Origin of the sequence: Pseudomonas palleroniana (assembly GCF_003031675.1) — a bacterium.
GTDB lineage: Bacteria > Pseudomonadota > Gammaproteobacteria > Pseudomonadales > Pseudomonadaceae > Aquipseudomonas > Aquipseudomonas palleroniana.
In genome coordinates this window covers 1-15,933 of the sequence record NZ_PYWX01000032.1, presented here as the reverse complement: position 1 = coordinate 15,933, position 15,933 = coordinate 1, and the positions used below count along the sequence as shown (strand labels likewise).

Below are 15,933 nucleotides of genomic sequence, written 5' to 3'. Positions count from 1 at the left end.
GATTCGATCACAACTTGTAATTTCCACTTCAAACCGCTTTACGCAACTATCGACTCAACACCACCACCGACTTCAGGAGCCGTGTATGAGTCTTAAACTTGCCGATGCCGAAACCGGCGATATCAGCGACATCGTTAATACCGAACTCTATCCCATACATGATTCGGGCCATGTTCAATTACGCACACTCATTGAACACGCCCGCGCCGAACTGGCTGAGGACGGTTGCTGCCTGCTGAAGAACTTCCTGCGCCCACAAGTACTGGAGCAGGCGCGCCAGGAAGGCCAGGCGCTGTCGGGCAAGACCTTTTATTCGGTGCGCAAAGTCAACGCCTACTTCACCGAGGATGACCCCAGCCTGCCCCAGGATGATCCGCGTCGCACATTCATGGAGCGCACCAGCGGCTTTGTGACCCGCGACATGATCGCTCCTGACGCGATCATTCACCGGCTGTACGTCTCCCCCATGATGAAACGCTTTATCGGCGCCTGCCTGGATGAACCGGAGATTTTCGAATACGCCGACCCCTTCGCCGGGCTGGTGATCAACGTCATGCCCGAGGGCACCGAACAGCCTTGGCACTTCGACACCAACGAATTCATCGTCAGCATGATGACCCAGAAGCCCGAGGCCGGCGGCCGGTTCGAGTACGCGCCGATGATCCGCTCGCGCAGCCAGGAAAACCTGGGTGCCGTCGGCAAAGTGGTGCGCGGTGAAGACCGCTCGCGCGTGCAGGAACTGGAGCTCAACCCCGGCGACTTGCAGATCTTCAAGGGCCGCTTCTCGGTGCACCGCGTGACCCGCGTGGAAGGCACCATCGAACGCAACACGGCGATTTTCGCCTACTCGGAAAAGCCCGGGATCATCGGCCGCGCCCAACGTACCAAACAGCTTTACGGACGCCTGTCCGAAGCGCATCTGCAAGCCGAACGCAACCTGGTACGCAGCGACCAGTTGCTCGATTGATTGACCTCTCCAAAAACTCAAAAAACCGTATTTGCCCTGCGAGGAATCCCCATGAGTCTGTCCGGCCCGAACCGCAACCCCGCCGACTGTGAACCCACCTATGACGAGATCCAGCAGATCCAGCTGGACCGCCTGCAACGGGTACGCAACGAACTGAAAAAACGCGACTACGCCGCCTGTGTGCTGTTCGACCCGACCCACATGCGCTACGCCACCGGCTCGCGCAACATGCAGGTGTACTCGGCCCGCAACCCGGCACGCTATGCGTTTATCCCGGCGGAAGGCCCGGTGGTGGTCTTCGAGTTCGGCGGCTGCCTGCACTTGGCCGAAAACCTGAACACCGTCGATGAAGTCCGCCCGGCCAAAGCGATTTCCTACTATTTTTGCGACAGCTTCCTGAGCAACGTCACCGCCGACTGGGCCGCCGAGATTGATGAGCTGGTGCGACAGTGCGGTGGCGGTAAACGCATTGCGATTGAAAGTGCCACTTCGGCCGCCGCATTCGAGCTGCAACGCCTCGGCTATCAAGTGTTCGACGCCCAGGAGCCGCTGGAGCGAGCACGCTGCATCAAGGTGCCCAATGAGCTGAAGATGATCCGCGCCAGCCTGCGCGCCACCGAAGCAGGAGTGCGCCTGATGGAAAGCCGATTGGTGCCCGGCATCACCGAAAACCAGCTGTGGTCGCACCTGCACCAGCATGTCATCGCCACCGACGGCGACTATGTGGAAACACGCCTGCTGTCATCCGGCCCGCGTACCAACCCATGGTTCCAGGAATGCAGCACACGGCCGATCGAAGCCGGTGACCTGGTGGCATTGGATACCGATGTGGTTGGGCGCTTCGGTTATTACGCGGACTTTTCCCGCACCTTCCTGTGCGGCGACCAGGCGGCCACCGCCAAACAGCAGGAGCTGTACAAACTCGCCTATGAACAAGTGCAAACCAACGTTGAAATGCTCAAGGCCGGACGCAGCTTCAAGGAATACGCAGAGATGGCCTGGAAGATTCCCGAGCATTACAAGAACAATCGTTATTTCGCGCTGGTGCACGGGGTTGGCATGACCGGTGAATACCCTTATGTGGTGCACCGTGAGGACATCGATGCGCTGGGTTACGACGGTGTGTTCGAAGCCGGCATGACCATCTGCGTGGAGAGCTACATTGGCCACGACGACGGCGGCGAAGGCGTGAAGCTCGAAGAACAGATCTACATTCACGAGCACGGCATCGAGCTGCTCTCCGATTACCCCTTCGATGCGCGCCTGTTGCCACGCTGAACCGATCCAGCCATACAGGCGGCCCTGGGACGGATCTGTAACATGCATTTATAGAAGGTTACTGCGCAGAATTTGTCGTTTGTCCATCGTTGCGCAAATGACAAAACTGCGGGCATCTCTAATAAAAACAACATGAGAGCTGCCCTATGTCCTATCCCATTGCCCGCCTCCTGACTTCGTTTTGCCTTGTTCTTCTGCCGGCTTCACAGAGGTCCGTGCTGCGCCGTTGCTGCGCCTGCCACTGACCCTTGCGGTTCAACAAAAACGCATATTCGCAAGTACCGGAGAGGCTTATGAAAGACCTGACTACCCTGGGCGGCACCCTGCCGCATCCAGCCGTTGACAACCTGTGTGCCCAAGTCAAAAGCGGAGAGATAAACCGCCGCCAATTTTTGCGTACCGCCGCGCTGCTGGGCGTTACCGTCGCCAGCGCCAGCAACTTCCTGGGCTCGGCCCTGTTGGGCAACGAGGCTCAGGCCGCTGATGCCACGCCCGCGCGCCAAGGCGGCAGCCTGCGCTTTGCCTGTGCGATCCAGGAAATCCAGGACCCGATGCTGATCACCTGGATCGAAGCTTCGAACCTGCTGCGCAATTCCCTGGAATACCTGACCTGGGTCGACGCCGACAACGTCACCCACCCTTACCTCGCCGAAAGCTGGAGCCCGTCCGAGGACCTCACCACCTGGACCTTCAACCTGCGCCAGGACGTGACGTGGAGCAACGGCGAGCGTTTCAACGTCGACGACGTGCAACACAACATCGAACGCTGGATTGCCGCCGACTCCAAGTCGGTCAACCGCACTGCGTTCCAGGACATCAAAGCCTTCGAAAAAGTCGGGGACTACCAGTTCCGCCTGCACCTCAAACGGCCCATTCTGGCGATCCCGGAGATGCTCAACGCCTTCACCTGCGCCATTGTGCACCGCAGCTTCAAGGCGGGTGATGACTGGGCGAAAAATCCGCTGGCCACCGGGCCGTTCAAGCTGGTCTCATTCGCGGTGAACAAGCAGGCCACCTTCGCCAAGCGTGCCGATTACTGGGGCAAGCCCGCCCACCTCGACGAACTGCGCTACATCGACATGGGCACCGACGTGTCCACTCACCTTGCGGCCTTGCAGGCCGGCCAGGTTGACGTGTTGTACCGGGTGACCGTGGCCGAACTGGACCTGGCCAAGCGCCTGCCCGGCGCACAGTTGCTCAGTTGCAAATCCGCGCAAACCGTCGTGATGCGCATGGCCTGCGACCAGAAACCGTTCACCGACCTGCGCATCCGCAAAGCCGTGGTGCTGTGCGCCGACAACGCGCAGATGCTGAAGATCGCCTACCGTGGCATGGGCACCCTGGGCGAGGACCACCATGTAGCGCCCTCCCATCCTGAATATTTCCCGCTGCCCAAGCGCAACCGCGACGTGGCGCAAGCCAGGAAATTGCTCGCCGAAGCCGGCTTTCCCAATGGCCTGGACATCGACCTGATCGTCGGCAATACCCAGGGACGCTATGAGCAGGACTGCGCACAGATCCTGCAGCAGAATTGCCTGGAAGCCGGGATACGCATCAACCTCAAAGTGGTGCCCGCCGCTCAATACTGGCCGATCTGGGACAAGGCCGCGTTCAGCCTCACCTACTGGGCCCATCGCCCGCTCGGAGTGATGTCATTGGAACTGGCTTATCGCGGCGGCGGCGCCTGGAACGAAAGCCACTACAGCGACCCGGCTTTCGATGCCGCGCTGGATAAGGCCATGGGCATCATCGACCCGCAGCAACGCGCGGTGGCCATGCAAAGCGTCGAGCAGATCCTGCAAGACGCCTGCGTGATCGTGCAGCCGTTCTGGGGTGACAAATTCACGGCGGTGAGCAAAAAGGTCCAGGGTTTCCAGGTACACCCCTCTGACTTCTATCCCATGGGTAACGTCTGGCTGAGCGCTTGAGTCAACACTGCCCGCACAGGCGGGCAGGTCTCCCATCATTCGTCGGAGCATGCACCCATGGCTCATTTTCTGTTGCGTAAATTATTGGCGCTGGTGGCAACCCTGTTATCGGTGTCACTGATCGTGTTCCTGGCCCTGGAACTGAACATCGAAGACGTCGCGATCAACGTCCTCGGCCCCTACTCCGCCGCCGACCAACGCACGGCGTGGCTGGTGGAATACGGCTACAACCAACCCTTTGTGTGGCGCTACCTGCTGTGGCTCAAGGATTTTGTCAGCGGCGACTGGGGCACCTCGGTGTACTTTCGTGAGTCGGTGATCAACCTGTTGCTGCCCAACCTGGCGCAGACCCTGACCCTCGCCGGGCTGGCCCTGCTGGTGATGGTGCCCGTGGCGCTGACCCTGGGCGTGCTGGCCGGCATTCGCCAGGGCTCGCTGCTTGACCGGTTGGTGTCGTTCCTGTCGATCGTCACCACGTCGATTCCCGACTTCGCCAGCGCGGTGTTCGTCTCGGCACTCTTTGTGTTCTGGCTCAACTGGCTGCCCGGCGTCAGCAGCATGAGCGAGGGCTTCAGCGCGGTGCAACTGGTCCTGCCGTTGATGGTGCTGTGCCTGTTCGGCATCGGCTACCTGGCGCGCATTACCCGGGCGTCGATGGTCGAAGTGATGCAGTCACCGTACATCCGCACGGCCCGCCTCAAAGGCGCCTCGACCGCACGCATCGTGATGCGCCATGCGCTGCGTAATGTGCTGATCGCCCCCATCACCGTGATCATGTTGTACATCCCGTGGCTGCTGTCCAACGTCATCGTGGTCGAGGTGTTCTTCGCCTACAAGGGCTTCGGCTCGCTGCTCTACACCGCATCGCTGAACCATGACGTGTACCTGATCGAAGCCTGCGCGATGGTCAGTGCGGTGGTCGTGGGCATCACCAAGATCTTCTCGGACCTGGCCTACACCTGGCTCAACCCGCGCATCACCCTGCGCAGTCTCGGCGGAGGTACCCGATGAACCGTCTTCAAGCCTTCAAGCACCCCTTGGCGTTGCTCGGCCTGCTGTTGGTCGGCAGTTGGGTGGTGACCGCGTTGCTGGCGCCGTGGCTCGCGCCGCATGATCCGCTGGAAAGCTTCACGCCACTGCTCACGCCAATGACAGCCGGCGACAACGGCCAGAGCTTCCTGCTGGGCACCGACATGATCGGCCGAGACATTCTCTCGCGGTTGATCTGGGGCACGCGCACGGTGCTGTTCTGGTCGATCCTCGCCACCCTTACCGCGTTCGCCGTCGGCATTGCCATGGGCCTGTGTGCCGGTTACTTCAATGGCTGGGTCGACGCGGTGCTGTCGTATGTGGCCGACACCGTGCTGTCGTTCCCGGTGCTGGTGCTGTACATCGTGATCATCATCGCCCTCGGCGCCTCGGCCGTGAACATCCTGATTGCGGTGACCTTCACCAGTGCCCCGGCCATCTTCCGGATCATGCGCGCATTGACCATCGACATTCGTTCGCGCGACTACGTACTCAGCGCCATCACCCAAGGCGAAGGTTTATTGCGCATCATGTTGGTGGAGATCCTGCCCAATTGCGGCGGGCCCTTGATAGTCGATTTCTGCCTGCGCATCGGCTACACCGCGATCATGATCGGCGCCTTGGGTTTTCTCGGCCTCGGCCTGCCGCCACCGACCCCGGACTGGGGCGGCATGATCAACGACGGCCGCGCCATGGCCATCGCCTTTCCGCACCTGGTGATCTTTCCGTGCATCGCCATCTCCACGCTGATGCTGGGCCTGAGCCTGCTCGCGGACGGCCTGGATGAACACGCCCAGCAAGGCGCAAGGAGTTGAACATGAACCCAGAACCCGTATTGCGTGTGCAAGACCTGACGATTGAACTGCCCACCGGCGCCGACCGCCGCCACGCCGTGCACGGCATCAGCCTGGAGGTGCGCAAGGGCGAAATCCTCTGCGTAATAGGCGAGTCCGGTTCAGGCAAGTCGGTCCTGTCGGCGGCGATCATGGGCGACTACGCCAAGGGTCTGCGGCATGCCGGTGGGGTGATCGACTTTCTCGGTGACGACATCTGCAGCCTGGATGAAAGCCGTTTGCGCGCACTGCGCGGTAACCGCATCGCAATGATTTTCCAGGAACCCATGGCTGCGTTGAACCCCGCGATTCGCATCGGCAAACAAGTCGAGGAAATCTTTGATATCCATGCGCCACAGATGCCTCAGCGCGAACGCCAGGAACGCATGCTCGCGCTGCTCGAATCCACCCAACTGCCCGACCCGCCGCGCATCGCCAACAGTTTCCCCCACCAGCTGTCCGGCGGCCAATGCCAACGGGTCGTGATCGCCATGGCCCTGGCAATGAACCCGGACTTGTTGATCGCTGACGAACCGACCACGGCCCTCGACGTGACCACCCAGGCCCAAGTGTTGAAATTGGTGCGCGACCTGCGAGGGCGCGGTCAACACGGCATTCTGTTTATCACCCACGACTTCGGGGTCGTCGCGCAGATTGCCGATCGCATCGCCGTCATGGAAGGTGGCCGTCTGGTGGAAATCGGCGAACGGGACCAGGTGTTGAATGCCCCCGCCCACGCCTATACACGCAAGCTGATTGCCGCGGTACCGGCGCTGCATCCCGAACTGCGCACACCTTGTGCCGACGGCGAAATGGCGCTGCGTATCGAGCGCCTGACCAAAACCTATAACGTCGGCGGCAGCTCAGTGGCGGCGCTGCGCAATGTGTCGCTGAACCTGCCACGGGGCAAGACACTGGCGATCGTCGGTGAGTCCGGCTCAGGCAAAAGCACCCTGGTCAAGGCGGCAATCCGCCTGGTAGACAGCGACAGTGGGCATGTGTGGGTCGGCGATAGCGACTTCCTGGGCTTGCGCGGCTCGGCCCTGGCGGCCAATCGGCGCCGCATCCAGATGATTTTCCAGGACCCGTACGGCTCGCTCAACCCGCGCCACCGGGTGGGCGACATCATTGCCCGCGCCGCGCGACTGCGAGGGTTGTCCGCCAAAGATGCGTGGACCGAAGCCGGTGACTTGCTCGAACAGGTCGGCCTCAAGCGTGACGCCCTCAAGCGCAAGCCCCGGCAGTTTTCCGGGGGCCAGCGCCAACGCATCGGCATCGCCCGGGCCCTGGCCATGCGCCCGGAAGTGCTGATCGCCGACGAAAGTGTGTCGGCACTGGATGTGTCAGTGCAAAAGCAAGTGCTGGAGTTGCTGGCCGAACTGCAGAAGCAGTTGAACCTGAGCATCCTGTTTATCACCCACGACCTGCGCGTGGCGGCGCAGATCAGCGACCACATTGCGGTGATGCGGCAAGGCGAAGTGGTGGAATACGGCAGCGCCGAACAGGTCTTGCTCAGGCCACGGAACAGCTACACCCAGGCCCTTCTCGCGGCGGCACCCGGCGCCTGCGAGTTACCCGCCGCCGGGCCGCCCTTGAGGCTGATCCACCCCAACGCGCACTGAGTCCAAGCCTTTTCCCTGCGTCGCAGCATTTGCTGCGGCAACGGGCTGCTGTTGCCCAAAAAAAACTAAAAACGAGAGTAAAAACATGCGACCAACGACACGCTACTTCACCCTCATCCCGGTACTCGGCGCCCTGGCGGTACCGGCCATGGCCTATCAGGTCACCGACAACCTCGACCTTGGCGGCGCCGTGCGTGCGCGCTGGGACTATGATCCGGACCGCGATATTCAAAAGTTCGGGCTCGACACCGTGTTTCTCAGCGCCAAGTACAACTCCGACACCTGGATTGGTGAGGCACAGTACCGATTTTATGGGCGCTCTTACCCTTACCAGTACACCAAGAATTACGGCGACATCCAGTTCGCCAAATTCGCCTGGGTAGGTTACAAGTTCAACCCGGACCAGCAAGTGCAAGTGGGCTTGAACACCGTGCCGTTCGGCTTGCAGCCGTATTTCGGCAGTACCTTCTATGAAACCCTGGGCAACGTGATCGGCCTGGAAGATGTGCAACAGGTCGGCACCAAGTACATCCAGCAAAGCGGTGACTGGAACATCCAGGCCGGTTATTACCTGCGCCCGGCGTGGCAAGGCAAAGGCACCAGCAAGGGCGTGACCTATTCCAGCGTGATTTCCGAAGCCGACAGTTATGTCGCCGACGGCAGCCATAACCAGGAGCGCAACACCGTGGTGGTGCGCGTCGCCAAAGCCATGGACCTGGGCGGCTGGAAATCCGAAGTCGGCCTGTCGGGCCTGACCTCGACCCTGGAAAACAAGGACACCGGCAATGACGGCCGACGCAACGCCGTAGCCATCCACTACCTGGGCAAAAACGGTCCATGGGGCCTGCAGTTGCAGGCGGCGCGCCAACAGATGTCACCGCGCAACGAGGGCACCAATGGCGTGGTCACACTGGGCGGTTATGACGGCACCTTCAACGTCGCCAGCCGCGGCAATCTGTATGTAGCGGACCTGAGTTATGACGTGGCCGGCAAATACCTGTTCGACCAGATCAGCGGCGTGAAGCTGTATGCCAACTACAGCGCTTTCGACAAATCCGACGATGCCTTCAAGACCTCGCAACGAGTGATCCTCGGTACCTCGTTTTCGTTCAGCAAGTTGTGGATCGCCACGGAGTGGTTGATCGGCAAGAACGACCCCTACATCGGTGGCAGCAGCTACACCCAGAGCCTGGGTGCCGGGGGCAGTAACCAGTGGGAAAATCAGCTGTACATGAACATCGGTTACTACTTCTAATAGGCGGCGTCAGCACTGACGCCATCGGGGGCAAGCCCCCTCCCACATTTGATCGGCGGCGCGGTCAAAAATGTGGGAGCTGGCTTGCCTGCGATGAGGCTAGTGAAAACACTATAAAAACAATGTGTGGAACCCGAACCATGCGCCACCTCCCTGCACTCAACATGCTTCGCGTCTTCGAAGAAGTCGCTCGCCACCGCAGCTTCAGCCAGGCCGCCGTGGGCCTCAATGTCACCCAAGGCGCAGTCAGCCGCCAGATCAAGCAGCTGGAAGACTACCTGGGCGTAGCCCTGTTCGTCCGCACGCCCCAGGGCCTGTCCCTGACCGAGGCCGGCTTCGCCTTGTCGCCACACCTGAGCGACGCCTTCGACCATATCGAACGCGCCCTGCAGGCCGTGCGCGTACCCAACCTGCGCCAGCGCCTGCGTGTCGTTGCACCACCGACCTGGGCCACACGCTGGCTGTCGGCGCGCTTGCGCGGGTTCTGTGAGCACTATCCGGATATCAACCTCAGCGTCACCCACCAGAGCCACCAGGAGAGCCTGGCCGAGATCGACTGCCGCATTCGCTTTGGTCTGGACGCAGACCCGCATTGGCACAGTGAGTTATTGGTGATGGAGCGCCATATCGCCGTAGCCAGCCCGGAGCTGTTTATCGACGGCCAACCGCCCGACCTGCGACGCTTCCCGCTGCTGCATATCCTGCACGACGGCAAGCGTTTGAAAGTCTGGGAAAACTGGCTGGCGGCGATGGGCCGAGACGATATCGATGCGGGCCGGGGCCTGGAATTCAGCACCCTGGACCAAGTGATCCACACCGCCCTGGCCGGCGGTGGGCTGGCGGTGATCGACCGGCAAATGATCGAGCGCGAACTCGCCAACGGCAGTTTGCTGCCGATCACCCCGGTGGAGGTGATCGGGCCGTATGGCTATTGGCTGGATGTGGCAGCGGACAAGCAGGGGTTATCCAAGGTTGGTCTGTTTACTGAGTGGTTGGGGCGTGTGAGCAATCCCTGACAGGCACTCACCCACCCCGGATACACCTACACCCTGACAGCATTCGCCCTTTTCACGCCGAGCGCCGTGTGCTGCTCGACCGGGCTCTGCGCCTTGCACGCCTGGCTCAGCGTCAGCGCTTTGGTTTCCGGGGCCCAGGCCCAGGAAATGATTGCGCCGAACACCAGGATCGCCGCCAGAATGCCCATGGTCGGGCTCAAGCCGATCCCGGCCACGCTGACCGGCAACAGGAACGTACTGATCGCCGAGCCCAAACGGCTGACCGCAGTCGCCAGACCGATGCCGCTGGCACGTACCTCGGTGGGAAAGCTTTCCGCCGGAAACACACCCACCAGATTGCTGACCGCCGACAACACCAACGTGAATATGCCAAATGTCAGCACCATCAACCACGCCAGGCTACCCGGCAATACCGCCAGCAGGAACAGTGCCGCCGCGAGGATGATGAATGAGTTGATCAGAAAGCCACGGCGCGAGAACTTCACCGTGCACCAGATACCGAGCAGCGCGCCGACAATCAGCAATAAGTTGAGCAGCAACTCAGTGCCGAACCCCTGGGACAACCCCATCTTCTGCAGGATCGATGGCAAGAACGTGTAGATCGCAAAGTACGGCATCACGATGCACACGAAGAATAGGCAGTTGAAGGCCGTGCGCTTGCGGTACTCAGGGCTGAACAGCACGCCATAGCCGGAGCGGGTCTGCGCGGACGGTTCTTCATCCAGCAGCACGTGCTCGCCCAGGTGTTTTTTGACAATGGCGCGGGCTTCGGCGATGCGCCCACGATTGACCAGCCAGCGCGGTGATTCCGGGGTGCCGATGCGGGCGAGCAGGATCAACCCGGCGGGGATCGCCGAAGACGCCAGCATCCAGCGCCAGGCGTCGTCGCCGAGGCTGAGCATGGCGGTGCCGACAAAGGTCGCGGCCACATAGCCGAAGGTCCAGATCACACTGAACGAGCCGAGCAGCACACCGCGGTGTTTCTTCGGTGAGAACTCGGCAAGCATGGCGTGGCCCACGCTGAAATCGCCGCCCAGGCCGATGCCGATCAAGATACGACACAGCAACAGGCTCATGGCGGTTTCAACAAAGAACTGCATCACCGACGCTACGGTGATCAGTACGAAGCTGACCAGGAAGATTTTCTGCCGGCCGAGGGTGTCGGAGATCCAGCCGAAAAACAGGCTGCCCAAAAACAGACCGATCAGGGCCGAAGCACCGATCAAGCCTTGCCAGAAGGCATCGAGTTGCATTTGTGGGCTGAGCAAGGTGAAAGCGATACCGATCAGGCCAAGAATATAGCCGTCGGTGAAATGCGCGCCGAAGGTCAGGCCGGCAATCTTGAGGTGAAACCGACCGATCGGCAGATCGTCGATTTTGACGGGTTGTACAGTCATGGCGTTCTCCATATTGTTGTTTTTGACGGAGTAACAGCCGGTGCCCCTGCGGGCACCGGTTCAAATCAGAGGCTACAGGCCTCCCATCAACAGGTATTTGATCTCCAGATAATCCTCCAGGCCGTACTTGGAACCCTCACGGCCGAGGCCCGACTCCTTGATACCGCCAAACGGCGCGACTTCAGTGGAAATGATCCCTTCGTTGATGCCGACCATGCCCGCCTCCAAGCCCTCGGCCATGCGCCAGACGCGGCCGATATCGCGGCTGTAGAAGTAGGCGGACAAGCCGAACGGCGTGTCATTGGCCCGTTGCAGCACCTCGGCTTCGTCCGTGAAACGAAAGCACGCCGCCACGGGGCCGAAGGTTTCTTCCTGAGCGATCAACATGTCGCCATTGGCTTCAGTGAGAATCGTCGGCTCAAAGAAGGTGCCGCCCAGTGCATGGCGACGGCCGCCGCAGAGCAGCTTGGCGCCCTTCTCCAACGCGTCGCCCACGTGGGCTTCGACCTTGGCCAAGGCGGCTGCGTTGATCAGCGGGCCTTGCTCGGTGTCGCCGTCCAACGCACTGCCCACACGCATGGCGCTGACCGCTTCGGCCAATTTACGGGTAAAGGCCTCGTACACGCCGTCCTGGATATAGAAGCGGTTGACGCACACGCAGGTCTGCCCGGTGTTACGGAATTTGGAGGCCATGGCACCTTTGACGGCGGCGTCCAGGTCAGCATCGTCGAACACGATAAACGGCGCATTGCCGCCCAGTTCCAGCGAGACTTTTTTCAGCGTGTCGGCGGCCTGGCGCATCAGCAGTTTGCCGGTGCGAGTGGATCCGGTGAACGACAGCTTGCGCACAACGCCAGACGCTTGCAGCGCACCACCAATGGCGACGGCGTCACCCGAAACGATGTTGAATACACCGGCTGGAATACCCGCCTGCTCGGCCAGCACCGCCAAGGCAAAAGCCGACAACGGCGTTTCTTCCGACGGTTTGAGGATCATCGTGCAACCGGCCGCCAGTGCCGGGCCGACTTTGCGGGTGACCATCGCCAGGGGAAAATTCCACGGCGTGATCGCAGCCACGACACCAATCGCTTCCTTGGTCACGATGATGCGTGCGTCAGCCTTGTGGGTCGGGATCACATCGCCATAGGCGCGCTTGGCTTCTTCGGCGAACCACTCCAGAAAGCTTGCCGCGTAGACCACTTCGCCCATGGCTTCGGCCAGGGGTTTGCCCTGTTCCAGGCTGAGCAACTGAGCCAGGTCTTTCTGGTTGCCCAGCATCAGCTCGCTCCAACGCTTGAGGCGCTGGCTGCGCTCCTTGGCGGTGAGCTTGCGCCAGGCCGGCAAGGCACGGTGGGCAGCATCGATGGCCAGCTGGGTTTCTTCAGCGGCGGCGCGCTGCACATCAACGATCAGCGCGCCATTGGCCGGGTTGAGTACCGGATAGGTGGGGCCACCGCTGGACCATTGGCCATCGATGTAGTTGCCAGTACGGATCAGCGGGTTCATGCCACGGCCTCGGTCAGGTTGAAACGGTCCAGGCCCGGGCGGGCCTCACGCAGGATGCGCTTGCCGGCGGTGTAGTCATTGATCACATCGCACGGGGTGTAGTTGCGCTCCAGTTCGTGCAGCTCTTCGGCATCCAGGTGGGTGTCGAGGGCCGCCAGCGCACTGTCGAATTGCGCGGTGGTATCGGCGCCGACCAGCATGACGTCGACGCCAGGATGGTTGGCGACCCACGCCTGCGCGATCTGCGCGTTGGACACGCCACGGGCACGGGCCACACGCTGTACCGAATGGGCGATATCGAACGAGGCTTGGTCGCTGTACATCTGCTGGGTAAAGAAATCGGTCTGGTTGCGCGTCGATTGCACCTCACCCGTGAGCAAACCACGCGCCAGCGGGCTGAACACCGAGACGCCCAGGCCCTGGTCTCGGCAGAACGGAATCATCTCGCGCTCTTCTTCGCGGTAGGCGCAGTTCAGTTGCAACTGCATGTTGATCGGTTTGACCCAGCCATTGCGCTCGCAGGCCATCAGTATTTTGGCAAGCTGCCCCGTGAGCATGGTCGACACGCCAATGTAGCGGGCCTTGCCGGAGCGCACGATGTCGTTGAGCGCACACATCGTCTCTTCCACCGGGGTGTTCACATCAAAGTAATGCAGCATGAACACATCGACGTAATCCATGCCCAGACGGCTCAGGGACGCGTCGATGCTGTCCATGATGTGCTTGCGCGAGTGGCCACTGGCGTTGATACCGCTGCGGGTGCCGTAGCCGACCTTGGTGGTGACCACGATCTCGTCACGTCGCGCCACGCGCTTGAGGATGCGCCCCACCACTTCTTCGCCGACACCGGCGGAGTAGAAGTCGGCCAGGTCAATGAAGTTGACGCCGTTGGCCAGGGCATGGGCGACGATCGGCTCGCTTTGCTTTTCGTCGAAAATCCACGGTTTCCAGTCCGGGGTGCCCATGTTCATGGTGCCCAGGCACAGGCGTGAGACTTGCAGGCCGGAGTTGCCCAAACGGATGTATTGCATGGCAGTCTCCTCAGGCTTTCGGCGTGTAGAAAGGATTGCTGATGTGATTGACCACATCGGCCAACTGCGCGGTGTACGGCGTGCCATTCAGGGCGGCGCGGATCGCGGTGCGACAGGCGTTGTAGTTGTTCAGGTAGACGGCGTCCAGATCATCGCAGGCCGGGTTGACCCAGTTGGCGGTGACAATCGCCCATTCGTCTTCGGCCTCGGCCGGCAAGGTGCCGTCCAGCAACGCTTCAAGCACCGCTTTGGCGATCCCGGCCTGGGACGCACCCCAGGTGGCATTGCCGTGCAGGTCGCTGCCGATGGCGGCTTTGTTGACGTAGAGGGTCATGGGTTTGACCGGGATGTTCGGCTGGGCGATCACCATGAACGGGCAATGGCCCTGGCTTGGCGACGCGAGGCTGTTGGCGAACGCCTGGCCGGCCGGGCCATTGCGTGGGCCGATGAGAATGTTGATATGGGCAGCATTGACGCCTGGGCCTTCGAAGCCTTCGCCGATGTACAGATCAAGTGCTTTCATTTTCGCAAACGCTCATTGTTGTTATGGGGAGCTTGTTGGCGAATTTTTAGCATTGAGCTTGGAAGCGGCCGTAACCATTAAAAGTCATGGGGGTGTGAGTTTTTCTCATAGCCCTGCGACCCCTGCGCGCATTCCTGCGCGTTGACCCCGCCTGCCACACACCATATAGTGTGCCCACAAACAGAACAGACCACTATATAGTGTGCAGAATTGGAATTTCCCCACCACACTCTGCGCAGTATTTCAATGCCATGAAGCCTGCAACCCCCTATTTTTTCGAGCACCAGGAAGGAGAATTTCAATGCTGAGTTGGGATGAAGTCGACAACGAAGACACCGGTGCAGCGGTGATCAGGGGCGCCAACGCCGGCCACGCCACCGAAGCCAACATGGACCGCCTCGACGGCGCCGGCGCTGCCGCCGCGGTTGAAGCCCGCGCCGTCACCGCCAGTGACTCCGCCGCCATCGTGCGCGCCAAGGCCGCCCTCGACAAACTCGACATCGCCGAAGGCCTCGCCGAACTCGAAGGCGCCTCCGCCCGCGTCGCCGTTGACGAAAAACGCATGATCAACTGCCGCGCCGACCTCAACCAGCTCGTGCCTTTCAAGTACGACTGGGCCTGGCAGAAATACCTCGACGGCTGCGCCAACCACTGGATGCCGCAAGAGGTCAACATGACCGCCGACATCGCCCTGTGGAAAAACCCCGAGGGCCTGACCGACGACGAACGCCGCATCGTCATGCGCAACCTCGGCTTCTTCTCCACCGCCGACTCGCTGGTCGCCAACAACCTGGTGCTGGCCGTGTACCGCCTGATCACCAACCCGGAGTGCCGCCAGTACATCCTGCGCCAGGCCTTCGAAGAAGCGATCCACACCCACGCCTACCAGTACTGCATCGAATCGCTGGCCATGGATGAAGGCGAGATCTTCAACATGTACCACGAGATCCCATCGGTCGCCAAAAAAGCCGCCTGGGGCCTGAAATACACCCGTTCGATCTCCGATCCGAAGTTCGAAACCGGCACCGTCGAGACCGACAAGGAACTGCTGCGCAACCTGGTCGCCTACTACTGCGTGCTGGAAGGCATCTTCTTCTACTGCGGCTTCACCCAGATCCTCTCCATGGGCCGCCGCAACAAAATGACCGGCGTCGCCGAGCAGTTCCAGTACATCCTGCGCGACGAGTCGATGCACCTGAACTTCGGTATCGACGTGATCAACCAGATCAAAATCGAAAACCCACACCTGTGGGATGCCGAGATGAAGGAAGAAGCGACCCAGATGATCCTGCAAGGGACCCAGCTGGAGATCGAATACGCTCGCGACACCATGCCTCGTGGGGTACTGGGAATGAATGCGGCGATGATGGAAGACTATTTGAAGTTCATCGCTAACCGTCGGTTGTCGCAGATTGGTCTTAAGGAAGAGTATCCAGGCACCACCAACCCATTCCCGTGGATGAGCGAGATCATGGACTTGAAGAAAGAGAAGAATTTCTTCGAGACTCGGGTGATCGAGTACCAGACCGGCGGCGCGCTGAGCTGGGA

The 15,933-nt window shown here is 60.9% G+C and carries 13 protein-coding genes; 9 read left to right on the top strand and 4 right to left on the bottom strand.

Features of this window, described 5'->3' with window-relative positions; translation table 11 throughout:
* The first annotated feature begins 85 nt into the window (after positions 1-85).
* The 8 genes from C9383_RS11455 (at position 86) to C9383_RS11420 (ending at position 9,928) form a co-directional block, all read left to right on the top strand.
* Positions 86-967, top strand: a complete 882-nt coding sequence (locus C9383_RS11455) for a HalD/BesD family halogenase (protein WP_090371310.1) — start codon at positions 86-88, stop codon at positions 965-967.
* 51 nt (positions 968-1,018) lie between these two features.
* A complete protein-coding gene (locus tag C9383_RS11450) occupies positions 1,019-2,245 on the top strand; it encodes a M24 family metallopeptidase (protein WP_090371311.1) in 1,227 nt (408 codons plus the stop codon).
* Between the two features lie 293 nt (positions 2,246-2,538).
* On the top strand, positions 2,539-4,173 hold the full coding sequence (locus C9383_RS11445) for an ABC transporter substrate-binding protein (RefSeq protein WP_090371313.1): 1,635 nt from the start codon (positions 2,539-2,541) through the stop codon (positions 4,171-4,173).
* 57 nt (positions 4,174-4,230) lie between these two features.
* Complete coding sequence (locus C9383_RS11440) at positions 4,231-5,184, top strand: ABC transporter permease (protein ID WP_090371315.1); 954 nt, start codon at positions 4,231-4,233, stop codon at positions 5,182-5,184.
* Positions 5,181-6,017: an ABC transporter permease gene (locus C9383_RS11435; protein ID WP_090371317.1), complete on the top strand. Its 837-nt coding sequence runs from the start codon at positions 5,181-5,183 to the stop codon at positions 6,015-6,017. Before C9383_RS11440 ends, C9383_RS11435 begins: the two co-directional genes overlap by 4 nt.
* A gap of 2 nt (positions 6,018-6,019) precedes the next feature.
* Positions 6,020-7,657 carry a dipeptide ABC transporter ATP-binding protein gene (locus C9383_RS11430; RefSeq protein ID WP_090371320.1) on the top strand — a complete coding sequence of 546 codons (1,638 nt, stop codon included), beginning with the start codon at positions 6,020-6,022 and terminating at the stop codon, positions 7,655-7,657.
* An 85-nt stretch (positions 7,658-7,742) separates the two neighbouring features.
* Entirely contained in the window at positions 7,743-8,912 is a 1,170-nt protein-coding gene (locus C9383_RS11425) for a hypothetical protein (RefSeq protein WP_090371322.1), read from the top strand.
* 140 nt (positions 8,913-9,052) lie between these two features.
* The gene (locus C9383_RS11420; RefSeq protein ID WP_090371324.1) at positions 9,053-9,928 is read left to right on the top strand and encodes a LysR substrate-binding domain-containing protein; all 876 of its coding nucleotides are present in this window, start codon (positions 9,053-9,055) and stop codon (positions 9,926-9,928) included.
* Between the two features lie 26 nt (positions 9,929-9,954).
* Here C9383_RS11420 and C9383_RS11415 read toward each other — a convergent pair whose 3' ends face one another.
* The 4 genes from C9383_RS11415 to fae form a co-directional block, all read right to left on the bottom strand.
* The gene (locus C9383_RS11415) at positions 9,955-11,325 is read right to left on the bottom strand and encodes an MFS transporter (RefSeq protein WP_090371325.1); all 1,371 of its coding nucleotides are present in this window, start codon (positions 11,323-11,325) and stop codon (positions 9,955-9,957) included.
* 72 nt (positions 11,326-11,397) lie between these two features.
* Complete coding sequence (locus tag C9383_RS11410; protein ID WP_090371327.1) at positions 11,398-12,831, bottom strand: NAD-dependent succinate-semialdehyde dehydrogenase; 1,434 nt, start codon at positions 12,829-12,831, stop codon at positions 11,398-11,400.
* Positions 12,828-13,862, bottom strand: coding sequence for an aldo/keto reductase (locus C9383_RS11405; RefSeq protein ID WP_090371329.1), 1,035 nt, complete (start codon positions 13,860-13,862; stop codon positions 12,828-12,830). The genes C9383_RS11410 and C9383_RS11405 overlap by 4 nt, the downstream gene beginning before the upstream one ends.
* 10 nt (positions 13,863-13,872) lie before the next feature.
* Entirely contained in the window at positions 13,873-14,385 is a 513-nt protein-coding gene (gene fae / locus C9383_RS11400; protein WP_060752763.1) for a formaldehyde-activating enzyme, read from the bottom strand.
* 301 nt (positions 14,386-14,686) lie between these two features.
* Here fae and C9383_RS11395 point away from each other — a divergent pair.
* On the top strand, positions 14,687-15,933 hold a 1,247-nt coding region (locus C9383_RS11395), incomplete at its 3' end, for a ribonucleotide-diphosphate reductase subunit beta (protein WP_107338867.1).